The organism is Azospirillum sp. TSH20, assembly GCF_003115935.1.
Classification (GTDB): Bacteria; Pseudomonadota; Alphaproteobacteria; order Azospirillales; family Azospirillaceae; genus Azospirillum.
In genome coordinates this window covers 21,791-32,722 of record NZ_LGQU01000093.1, presented here as the reverse complement: position 1 = coordinate 32,722, position 10,932 = coordinate 21,791, and the positions used below count along the sequence as shown (strand labels likewise).

The window sequence follows — 10,932 nt, the reverse complement described above, 5'->3', positions numbered from 1 at the left end:
CCGGCGCAACCGTAGCGGTCCTTGCCCATGATGGTGTAGCGGCCGCCGCAGACGCCGCACACCAGCACGCCGGACAGAAGGAAGCGCCGCCGATGCACGCGGTTCAGAGCGTTGCCCTGCTCATCCCGACCGATCTCGGTGGCAACCGCCTCCTGTCGCGCCTTGACGCGGTTCCATAGAACGTCGTCGATGATGCGCAGCTCGGGGACTTCGACAATCTCCCGCTTTTCCTGAGGGTTGATGCGGGCGACGCGCTTGCCGGTGCCCGGATCCTTGACGAACTCGCAACGTCCCCATTCTAGGACGCCGGCATAATTGGCGTTGTTGAGGATACCGGTCCCGCGGGCGACCTGTCCGCGGATCGTGGTATCGACCCATTTTCTCCTCCTGGGACCTGGAACATTCTCGTCGTTCAACAGGCGGGCGATGGCGCGGGGGCTCATGCCGTCGGCGTACAGCGTGAAGATGCGGCGGACAACGGCGGCTTCGTCCGCATTGATCCGGCGGTAACCGCCACCGTCCTTGTCGCCGTCCACGACGTCGTATCCATAGGCTTTGCCGCCGGGAATACGTCCCTCCTTGGCGAGGCCGAGATGGCTGCGTCGGGTCTTCTGACCGGTCTCCTTGAGCTGTACCTGCGCCATCATGCCCATGATGGCAATGTGGAGCGTGGTGATCTCGCCGAGGTGCGGCGTGTACAGCTTGATATTGTGGAAGTTGAGGCGGTCATAGAGATCGGAGGTGTCCGCCAACCGTCGGCCCAGACGGTCGATGCCCTCCGACACCACGACATCGAAGCGGCGGCGCCCGGCGTCATCCACCAGTTTCAGAAAGCCCGGGCGGTGCCGGGAGGCGCCGCTGATCGCGGCGTCCGTGTAGGTATCCACCACGTCCCAGCCCTGCTGGACGGCGTAACGCCGGCACAGCTCGATCTGGTCGGCGATCGATTCCTGGCGCTGCTTGTCGGTCGAGTAGCGCGCGTAGATCACGGCGCGGAGCCGGGGGTGCTGGAGGACGGTCATCGCAAGGCCTTCAGGGAGAACGCGATCAGGGCGGCGAGAAGAACAAGGGCGAGGCCGGCAGCGAACGTCATGAAGCCGGCCTGGGACGGCCGTCGGCGCATCTCATGGCGCGCCAGAATGCGGGCCAATCCGAGCAGCTTCTCGAGCGGAACGGTCCGCGGCTCCTGCTGGGGCGGCTGGACAGCGGGCGTCGTCGTCGCGGCGGTGGAGTCGGTGGAGTGGGGCACGGGTGGAAAGTCCATGGTGGGAGCGGCCATGACGATATGGTCCGACGGCGGCAGGAGCGGAAACACAGCGGCAGATCGGCGTCGTCGACGCCAACCCGGTCATCGGTGCGGTCAGGAACCGGGCGGCGCGGCCATGGCCGGCAGCCCCAACGAGCCCTGCTTGCCGGGCTTCACCTTGCCACCGGCTTCACGATGGGCGGATGCCGCGAGCGTCGCCGCCAACGGCTCCAGAACCTCCAGCCGCCCCCGCAGGCGGGCGTTCTCGCGGCGTGCTTCGTCCAGCGCCTGCTCCACCTGATGCTTGTCGGTCAGTTCAGAACGCAGCTGGTCGAGCTGCAGCGAGGAGCGAAGGAGGGCAGCCTTTTCTTCCGACAGAAGGCGGTTCACGGTCTCCACAGCGGCTTGCGCGTCCGCCGCCTGCCGCTGCCAATCCTTGATCTCCGCGGACATCCGGGTCAGCGCCGCGCCCTGCTCGGCGACCGTCACCGCCAGCTGGTTGCGGTCTTCCATGATCCGGTCGTGTTCCTGCGCCAGATCCTCATAGCCCTGCTCCTGTTCAGCGATCTCGGCCGTCAGGGTGTGCAGTTCGCTCCGGCAAGCCGCGCTTTCGCTCTGCAGGGCTGCCAGCGCGGTGGTGTGCTGCTCCGCGGCGAGGAGCCTCTCCTCCTGCCGCATGGCGTCGATCGACGCGATGAAGGCCGTCAAGGCGCCGTCGATGTCGCACCGCATCTGGTCGGCCGCGGCGCAGGACTTGACGTCGACCGGCCCTCCCGCGAACGCATCGCGCGACGCGCTGACCGCGCCCTTCTGAATGACGAAGAGGTGAGGGGCGGTCTTCCTGATGTCATGGATGAAGCGCGATACGTCGCGCAGGGAACCCCCGCCAATTTCGGCGCGGATGCGGCGGTATGACGGATAGGCGTGGTCCTTCGACACGATCTTGCTGACCGCTTCCGAGACGGACTCGTGCGTGATCAGGGGATGGGTGGGCTGGGAGCAGGACATCCAGAACCTCTGCGGGGACTACGGTTTGGGCGGCCGTGCTGTCGGCCGGCTGAGTATCTGGATGAGTTGCGATGCCAGGAAAGGGCTGCGGCGACGGAATCTTGACGGTTCCGGTCCAAGCCGGCCGATGGTGAGGTGATACCGCGGTAGCGCTACCGGGTAGCGACACCTGATACCGGTGTTACCGTCGCCAACCACGTCGATCCCACCCCTCCGCCTGCGGGCCGCTCAGGTCCGCCATTTCACCCAGGCGGTGCAGAAAATTGCCCGGCGCCCGATGCGGCGGGGCGGAACCCTCCATAGGCTTCCTTCCGAGCCAGGCTACCCGGGCGTCGGACCTCCGGCCCTCGCCACGGGCAGCCTCGAGCGATGAAGTGTGCAGTTAGGCGTTGCGGCGGGCCGCAACGCCTCCGGGGCCGGCCAGGGCCGGTTGCCGGATCGACGACGGCGTGGAGGCGCCGATGCCGTGGCGGACCTGGGATACTTTCGCATCGAACAGGGCATGCTCTCCCGTGGCGCCGGCGCGAAAGCCGGAGCGTCAGCGGCTTATCAATCCGGTGAACGGTTCCGCACCGTCATCGCGGCGGCCGCTTACCAGGCTGGGGTCGGTCTGACCATCGGCGCCGACCTGCGGGAGGCGTGGGCGGCGAAGGGGCAGGATCCTGTGTCGGCGGTTGCGGACTTCACGGGCAAGTCGGGCGTTCACCACACCGACATCCGCGTGCCCGCGGGCGCGCCCGCTTGGTGCGCCGACCGGCAGACCTTGTGGACCCGGGTGGAACTCAGCGAACGGCGCCGTGACGCGACGCTGGCGCTGCAATACACGCTGTCGCTCAGCCGTGAGGTCCCCATCGCGACGTCGATCCGGTCGGTGGAGCGCTTCGTTGATGAGCACCTCGGATCACGCAACCTGATCGCCGACATTGCGATCCATCTGTACGGGCGCCCCCTGGACCCCAGGGTGCCGGCCGCCGCCGAGAGGTTGGCGAACACGGTCGATCCCGCGTGGCCGGTGATCCCAGTGGCCCGTGTCCCCAGCACTCCACCAGTGGACGGCCCCCACGCCCTGGAGTTGCCCGACGGGCACCTCGTCGTCTACCAGCCGCACGCGCATGTTCTGGCAACGACGCGCCCGCTCGTCGACGGCGCCCTGGGCCCGAAGGACCGCGACCTGTCGCGGAAGGCCCTTCTGATCGGAAGCCGCAAGCTGTGGGAGCGGCTGTGCAACGAAGCCTTGGCCGAAACCGGGGCGACCCATCGCGTATCTCAGCGGTCGAAGTGGCATCGCCACCGTCAACAGCAGGACCTCGGCGCCGCCGGTCCAATCCCTGAGCCGCTTTGCCAAGTGCCGCTCGGTCCGGCCTATCACCCGGTCGTCGAGGGGCGCGCTCTGAATTTTGGAGGAGTGGACGTCATGCCTCATGAATTCAATGCCATCGTGGCGGAACTCGAAAAGTCCAGACGTGCAACGCCAGACGAAAAGTCGGTGCGTCTGGCTCGGGCCGTTGTCCGGATCGAAGAGCTGGAAGGGCAAGGGGTCCGCTTCAGCCGGGAAACGGGTGGGATGGTGAAGGTCGAAGCTCCTCCCGGTGTTGTCGTTGACTGGCATGACCGCCGCTTGTGGAGCGGGATACATGCGATGGTGCTCGACTACCTGGAGACCCGCGACACGGAACGGAAAGCGCGTACGCCCGAACCGGGCACCATCGGGATCGCCGTTCCTGATGCAAGCGACAGGATGACGACGGTGCCGGAGCCGGCGGCGGACGCGGCGCGGCTACGGGAGGAACTTGACGCTGCCACGCAGAGTGTCGCGACCATCGCGGCGGCGACCGGGCAGGCGCAGCCGGATGCCGCGGCCTCTCTGGCCGATGGCATCGTCACCGTCGCCCGCGGCGCCATGGCGATCGCGTACGAGAGATCGCGCGGCATGCTGATGCGCGAGCAGCAGGCGCGTGCGTCGGCGGACACCCGCGCCGAGGAACTCACCAAGGATTTGGCACGTACGAAGGCCGCCCTGGCGCAGGAGCAGCAGAAGCGTCGGGCAACGGATGCGGACTGTGGAGCCCTGCGCGCGGAAAGGACGGCACTGCGGCAGCAACTGACCGAGGCGAAGCGCAGCGCCGAGTCTGCGACCGTCACGGGAGCGGCGGCTGCCCGGCAGGCCGACGAAGATCGGCAAGCGCGTCACCGTGCCGAACAGGCACTCCGCCTCGTGCGGCAGGCGGTCGACATCGACGCTGCCGACGAACAGTTGGCGCTTGAGCTGCGCAAGCGGTCGCAGGCAGCCAGCCAACAGGCCGACGCCGTGGCGGAGGCGGCGCGGGCAGCGGGTCTGACGCCGGAGGGCCTGCCCAGTGAACCCGGCGCCCGGCTGCGGGCGATTGCGCAGGCGAACCGTGACCAGGCACTGGATGAGGTGGCCACCCTGTTGGACGCGCCGGTGAGGGCGCTTGGTGTGCACCTCCGCGGCGCCGCTGCCGAGCGGGTTCCGGCGGCTCTGGCGATCCTCACGACGGCGATCGAAGGCCGGGATGCGGAGCTTGTGCGGGAGCGCGCCAGCCGGGAGCAGGCGGAACTGGAAGCGCAGGGATGGAAACGCGCCTACGAGGCTCTGGTTCGCCACGGCCGGCGATTGGTGATGCTCCTTGCCCGGCAGGCCGGGCTGGTCGAACCGGCGAAGGCGGCGTGGCGTCGGCTGATGGATGCCATCAGTCATGGCAAGGAGCCGGGCGATCTTTCCTCTGCGCTCGCCAGCCGGCGCGATGATGCTCCAGCGCGCGGTGAGGCGCCAAACAGGAGCCCGCGGCAGGAGGAAGGCCAACGGACTGGCCGCACCGACAAGGTGAAGCCCGACGCGGAAGCGGCGCCCATCATGGGCGGCGTGAAGCCACCCGCGACAACCCAGGAGTCGCTGGAGGTCATGACAGGGGAGAAGCCGCGGCCATCGGACGCAGTGGCGGGCGCCGTCCGGTTGACCAGCGCCGCGACCGAGGCCGTCAAGGCCTTGGAGGCGCGGCTCAGCGCGATGAGCAAGGACGACTTCTTGGAGGCCGCGCGGGCAACCGAACGGGCAGCGCGTGAGGCGGGCGAGGAGGGGCGCCGGAACGAACACCGGCACGCCTATTCGGTCATCGCAAGGGTTGCGCGGCAGCGTGGCGTCGCCCTGCAGCCTCTCCAGCCGTCCAAGCCCCGGATCCTTGACGAGTATGTGAGATGACAGGCTGCGGTCGGAGCGCGTCGGCGTTGCGTCCACCCGGAGTGGCGGCTTGCCCTGCGGGCCGCCACTCCGGGCGGTCGCAACTCAGGACGACCCGTGATGATGATGACCACCCCGGTGCGGAGCGGCGCAGCCCTGGCCGCGTGCATCGAAGACGACGCGATCATCCGTGTGCTTCCGGCAGAACAGAGCGCGGCAACGATGAAGTTCGTGGACTGGCTTCAGGAAACCCTGCAGCGCTGGGCCTGCGGGCAGCGTGGCGCCGCCGACCGTCGGACGCTGGACATGATCGTCCAGGCAGCGGAGGCGATGGACTACCGGCTTTCCCTGACCGTGCAGGACATCTTCGACGTTGTGGAAGACCTCGACGCAGCCCTTGATGCCGGCTTGCTTCTGCTGCGCGGGTTCGATCGGCCCGTCATCCGTGTGCATCTCGTGAGCAAGGGTGCTGCGCAGTAGGTGGGGATGCCGGAGCGTCCTGGTGCATCCCTCTGTAGGAACCCACCGCGCTCCGGCTCCTGATACGGGCTTCTTGCCTCGACCCATGGGGTGCGGCGCCTTCTCTTCGGCAGGGCGCGTTGCTGGTCCCGAACGCGGCTGCATACAGAACTGGACGGAAGGGGCTGTCATCCCGGCGGGACCGGGAATACCCAGCCGAGCTGTCCCGCTTCTCCGTTCAACATCTGCCGATCGTCCAATCCGCTAACTCCTTGGCTTTGTTGCTGATTTCCACGACAGCGTCCAGAATTCTGCCGATGTGCCTGCCGATCCATGGTCATTCCGCAAGCCTTTGATCGCGCGAGAAATTTTGAGGTCACAGTCTGCCAACCTTGCCGATCCTCGCCGCAGCGTCGGAGACGGTCCTTGCGTCCGACGGGGCTTGCAAGATTGGTGGCTGGCCGGTTGCGATCCAAGTGGCGGGGAGCGTTCTGTTTCGCCAATTCGACGGCCCTGAGTTGGGCTTGACGCGTCACGGCGACCGCATGCGCTCCCTGGATGACCAATTGAGGGCAAAACACCAGAGATAATTTTCCAAGAAGACGTTGATCGCAAAGGCTTTGTCCGGCATTTCCGTATGATCTCCGATTTGCCGGACAAACGCTGCCATGGCAGCTCCCACCGCGCCCTAGCACCTCCATCCGATGCCGGCGGTCTTGTTGGTCAGCGCTATGGCGGCGAGTTTGGCTGGCTTGCGCTCCAGTAGCTTCGCCGCCCAGCAGCAGGCCGCGTGGTCTTGGCGCGCCAGCCGCAATCGCCGTGGCGCCGGCGACCAGCAGGCGACGGAGGTAGCCTTCGCCCTGCTTGCCGATGTCGACCTGACGGTCCTTGCCGCAGCTGCTGTGCGCCTTCGGCGTCAGCCAGAGCCAAGCGGCGAACTGCTGGCCCGATCGGAACAACGCCCCATCCGACACTACCGCGGCGATCAGGCTGGCGGTGATCGGCCCAATGCTGGGTATCGTCGCCAAGCGGCGGCTCACGTCTCTGGCGCGATCCCACTCCAGATACCCGCCTCCAGCCGGTCGATTTCCTCGTCGAACAGACGGAGTCGGTCGACGAGACCCTGCGGCGCCCGCTGCGCCAGTTCCGGCATCCGCGGCGTCACATTCCGTGACGGCATCAAGGTCACCGATGCCGTGTCACAGCACGCCGCCTGATCGGCCTATCACCCATTTCCCCTTATGCCCCGGCCAGCCCGAACTTGACGGTATCGCTCAAACCTCATTTTTCCTTGGGTCCAGCGGTGTTCACACATGACGGTTTCCACGGCAACGGACAAAACAAGCAAATAATAAATCTCATCCGTTCAACAGAACGGTAAATATAATTTTGACCGCTATATAATATATGTGCTGCAACGGATCAAAATCCTTTGAAAATTCTCCGCCGGTCCACTATGATTTACGAGAGATAATAGGGGCGTGCTGCGGTTGACGTGCCTTGGATTCGTTATTATCCTTCCTCACCAACTATGCCATTTGCCATCACGCCTTAAACCCGTAAACGATTCGCTGTGGAGAAGACGTATGCAGAAGATTTCGTGGCGCCGGTACAGGCTGGATGCGCTTGATGGCCTTCGCTGCCGACGCGCCACCATCCATGGCGTCGAAGCAGAAGTGGTTGAGATGGATTACCACGAGGGTTGCGGCTGGATCTGGTCCGTCGTGGTGCCGCTGGATCCGGATCGCGTCCCGCGGGAAAGCGGGATCGCGGCCACGGAGGAGCAAGCTATGGCCGAGGCCGTTTCGGCGGCGGACCGCTGCGTCAGCGCGCATGAACGTGCCGTGCTCGTTGCGGCTAAACCTCGGTCTTAACATTACAGTTGCGATGGATTGACCTCCCGCCTGTTGAGCAGGCTTTGGGCATTACAGTTGCGCTTTTTTACGGTGAGCTTGGCAGGCGAGTGCTTGATGGCATCGCCTCGCAGTTGACCATGCGATGACGTCGGCGGGCTCGATCCGCCGTTGGGTCAGGCGGTCGGCAACACGACGGATCTCCTGCATCGACCAATGGACCATGAGCGAGGAACTTTCCTCATCGTTTTTGGGGGCGTTGCAAGGGTATCGGCCTTGTGTCGGACCACGACCAGCAGGGCGAAGGCGAGCATGACCAGTGAAACGTGTCGGTGCCAGCCGTGCCAACTCCGCGTCTCGTTGTGATCCAACTCCAGCCCGGTCTTCGCCGTCTCTAAGGCGTCCTCGATCAACCAGCGTTGTCCCTCGACTCGGACTAATGTGTCCACCGGCGTACCGTGCCGGCACTAGGTTGTGAAGAATCACAGTTTTTCATCAACGGGGCGTCGCATTAACAGCAGATCGCGCGTCGAGAGGCCAAAACTGGTCGGCACTACAACTATCTCAGGATCGAAATCGGCCAATTCCAGGTAGGGCCAGTCATAAAGCCGCAGCCCCTTGGTGCCGTTGCCCGCCGACAAGCGAATCCAGCTCTCCGCCGGCAGCTCCCTGGCGACCTTCTCGGCGGTGCCAGACACCGACAATGTCGGGCTCCAGGAATTGATACCGGTGAGCGGAGCCGCTGACTCACTGAGAGGGATTCCCAAGGCCGGCAATCCGTGATTCGATACCCCATCGCGATGGGGGGGAGCGAATGCCAGCGGCGTTGCCGATCCGGGAAGACTTGAGCGCGAGCGAATTGCGTGCCTTGGCGCGGCGGGAGCACAAAGGGCGGGTGGCGGCCCGGATGTTCGCCATCGCCCATGCGCTCGACGGGGTGAGCCGGGCGGAAGCGGCGCGGTTGGCCGGCATGGACCGCCAAGCCCTGCGCGATGCGGTGGTGCGTTACAACGCCGAAGGCGTCGCCGGGCTCTATGATCGTCCACTGCCCGGCCGGCCGGAATGGCTGAGCGAGGGCGAACAGGCGACGCTCAAGGCCATCATCCTGGCCGGCCCCGATCCGAGACGGCACGGCTGCGTGGAATGGACCCTGCCGATCCTGTGCGAGGTGATCGCCGAACGCTTCGCCAAGACGCTGCATCCGGCCAGTCTGTCGCGCATCGTGCGTCGGCTGAACCTGTCGAAGCAGAAGACGCGGCCCCGCCATCCGCAGTCCAACGCCAAGGCCCAGGCCGCCTTCCAAAAAAGGGGCTGCGCGAAGCGCTGAAGGCCGCGGCCGCTGCGCATCCGGAGCGTCGCCTCCAACTCTGGTTCCAGGACGAAGCGCGCGTCGGCCAGAAGGGCCGCACCGCGCACCGCTGGTGGGAGCGCGGGCAGCGTCCGGCCGGGCTGTGCGACAAGCGCTTCACCTCGGCCTACCTCTACGCCGCTGTCTGCCCGGCCAGCGGCGCCGACTTCGCGCTGGTCATGCCGACCGTCTCCACCACCGCCATGAGCCTGTTCCTGGGCGGCTTCTCCCGCAGCCTGGAACCGGACGTCCAGGCGGTGCTCGTGCTCGACCAGGCCGGCTGGCATGGATCGCGGGCGCTCGTCGTGCCGGGCAACATCACGCTGGTGCCGCTGCCGCCCTATAGCCCCGAACTGAACCCGGTCGAGCGCGTCTGGCTGTACCTGCGCGAGCGCTTTCTGTCCCACCGACTCCTGGACGACTACGACGCCGTCGTCCAGGCCTGCTGTGACGCCTGGAACGCCCTCACCGCCACACCGGAGCGACTGCGCTCCCTCACAAGTTACCCGTGGCTCCCATGTGTCAATGCTTAGGCACGGCGGTATGAAACCGTGACTGCCGGTCACGCCAAGCCCGTAGTCTTTGCCGGCACGGCACAACACCATCTCCAGTTCACTGACGCCATGACGCTGTCGGCTGCCACCCAAGCGAAAGGCCCCCCCGCGTCGATTGCCCGGCGTACCATCGCGGCAGCTATGGCCGGCTTGGTGGCGAAGCGCATGTCCTCGGGCACGTGGGGCTTGGCGAGGCGGTCTTCTGGGTTACCTGTCCAATCCTTGCGCAGGTAGAGCCGCCGGTCGATGAAGGCGTAGCCCTTGGACGAAATTTAGATGGCGAAGACGCCGATCTGGCAGTTGGTGATCTTTCCCGCTGAGCCAGTGTACTGGCGCCCGACGCCGCAGGAGGCTCTACCCTGCTTGAGGAAGTCGGTTTCGTCGATGACGAGAGTGGCATCGGGTTCGGCAAAGGCATCGAGCGCATAGTCGAGGACCACGTCGCGCAGCGCGTCGGCATCCCAGGAGGTGCGGCCGAGCATCGCCTGCTGACGCCAGGGTCATGTATCAAATGCAGCTTCGGCGCGCATCCACCCGGTCTTGCGCCGCTCCGGCCCGAGCAGCCCGTCCAGGAACGCGCCGGCTGATGCCGCCGTGCCGGACTGCAAGAGTAGTGGCCGGAGCCGGGCCTTGGTTCCACGCAGTTCATCTGACCATAGCCCCAGCAGGTTCTCGACCGCAAAAACTGGACATGGCCACCTCCGAAAGTCTGCTCAACAGGCAGGAGGCCGATCCATCGCAACTGCAATGTCAAAAGATGGGCAGAGACCGCTCACACGGTGATCGAGCGGACTATTCTTGGAATCCATTGTACATGGTTTTGCGGCGCAAGGGTCCATATGTCGGAATCGCCACAATATCGACCCGGCTTCATCACCATTTCCTCGATAGGCGACATCGCAAACGTTGAAGCGCGGCGCAACAAGGAGGAAGCCATCGCGGCATCCTTGGTTCGATCCGCCGAACATTTGGAGCATGACAATGCACCTTCCCCCGACAGACATCGGCTCTTTATCCTTATGGAATGCCGTGAAAGCATATTTCGTGCCACCGGTGGTGATTCCGGTCGCCGTCGTGCTGACAGTCTTGCTTTTCGTCCTGATACACGGCCCTGTTGTGTAAGTTATAGGGTTCGTCGCGTTCAAGGGCCTCGGTCGGAAGCCCTTTTAACGATGCATTGCACACATGCCGCTGCACCCAAAGGATTTTAGCATGAAAGACCGACCTGGAGCTCGCATCTTCAAGGGCGGGACGGCCCAATGTCA

The 10,932-nt window shown here is 65.4% G+C and carries 7 protein-coding genes and 3 pseudogenes; 4 read left to right on the top strand and 6 right to left on the bottom strand.

Translation table 11 applies throughout. The annotated features are described in order from the left end of the window. The 3 genes from TSH20_RS23640 to TSH20_RS23630 all read right to left on the bottom strand — a co-directional run. A partial coding sequence (locus tag TSH20_RS23640; protein WP_146207491.1) for a recombinase family protein occupies nucleotides 1-1,022 on the bottom strand: 1,022 nt, incomplete at its 3' end. Then, a complete protein-coding gene (locus TSH20_RS23635; protein ID WP_109156595.1) occupies nucleotides 1,019-1,279 on the bottom strand; it encodes a hypothetical protein in 261 nt (86 codons plus the stop codon). The genes TSH20_RS23635 and TSH20_RS23640, both read right to left, overlap by 4 nt. Before the next feature lie 81 nt (nucleotides 1,280-1,360). After that, nucleotides 1,361-2,254 carry a hypothetical protein gene (locus TSH20_RS23630; RefSeq protein WP_109156594.1) on the bottom strand — a complete coding sequence of 298 codons (894 nt, stop codon included), beginning with the start codon at nucleotides 2,252-2,254 and terminating at the stop codon, nucleotides 1,361-1,363. Nucleotides 2,255-2,720: 466 nt separating this feature from the next. On the opposite strand from TSH20_RS23630, the gene TSH20_RS23625 reads away from it, so the two are divergent. Both TSH20_RS23625 and TSH20_RS23620 read left to right on the top strand, forming a co-directional pair. Then, nucleotides 2,721-5,474 (top strand): MobA/MobL family protein, encoded by a 2,754-nt coding sequence (locus TSH20_RS23625; RefSeq protein WP_109156593.1) that lies wholly within the window; start codon nucleotides 2,721-2,723, stop codon nucleotides 5,472-5,474. 99 nt (nucleotides 5,475-5,573) lie between these two features. Further along, nucleotides 5,574-5,933, top strand: coding sequence for a hypothetical protein (locus TSH20_RS23620; RefSeq protein ID WP_109156592.1), 360 nt, complete (start codon nucleotides 5,574-5,576; stop codon nucleotides 5,931-5,933). Nucleotides 5,934-6,600: 667 nt separating this feature from the next. Here TSH20_RS23620 and TSH20_RS23610 read toward each other — a convergent pair. Beyond that, a pseudogene (locus tag TSH20_RS23610) lies at nucleotides 6,601-7,068 on the bottom strand (transposase); the annotation flags it as partial. 430 nt (nucleotides 7,069-7,498) lie between these two features. Between TSH20_RS23610 and TSH20_RS23605 the strand changes: the two are divergent. Beyond that, a complete protein-coding gene (locus TSH20_RS23605; protein WP_042444273.1) occupies nucleotides 7,499-7,786 on the top strand; it encodes a hypothetical protein in 288 nt (95 codons plus the stop codon). Between the two features lie 155 nt (nucleotides 7,787-7,941). On the opposite strand, the pseudogene TSH20_RS35785 reads toward TSH20_RS23605, so the two are convergent. After that, nucleotides 7,942-8,463, bottom strand: a pseudogene (locus TSH20_RS35785) (IS701 family transposase); the annotation flags it as partial. A 116-nt stretch (nucleotides 8,464-8,579) separates the two neighbouring features. Here TSH20_RS35785 and TSH20_RS23595 point away from each other — a divergent pair. After that, nucleotides 8,580-9,646 (top strand): IS630 family transposase gene (locus TSH20_RS23595; RefSeq protein WP_109156589.1). Its coding sequence is split into 2 segments (ribosomal slippage): nucleotides 8,580-9,065 and nucleotides 9,068-9,646, totalling 1,065 coding nucleotides; the frame shifts between segments, so codons are not numbered across the junction. Between the two features lie 18 nt (nucleotides 9,647-9,664). Here the strand turns inward: TSH20_RS23595 and TSH20_RS35780 are convergent. Next, nucleotides 9,665-10,335: pseudogene (locus tag TSH20_RS35780) on the bottom strand (IS701 family transposase); the annotation flags it as partial. Nucleotides 10,336-10,932: the final 597 nt, after the last annotated feature.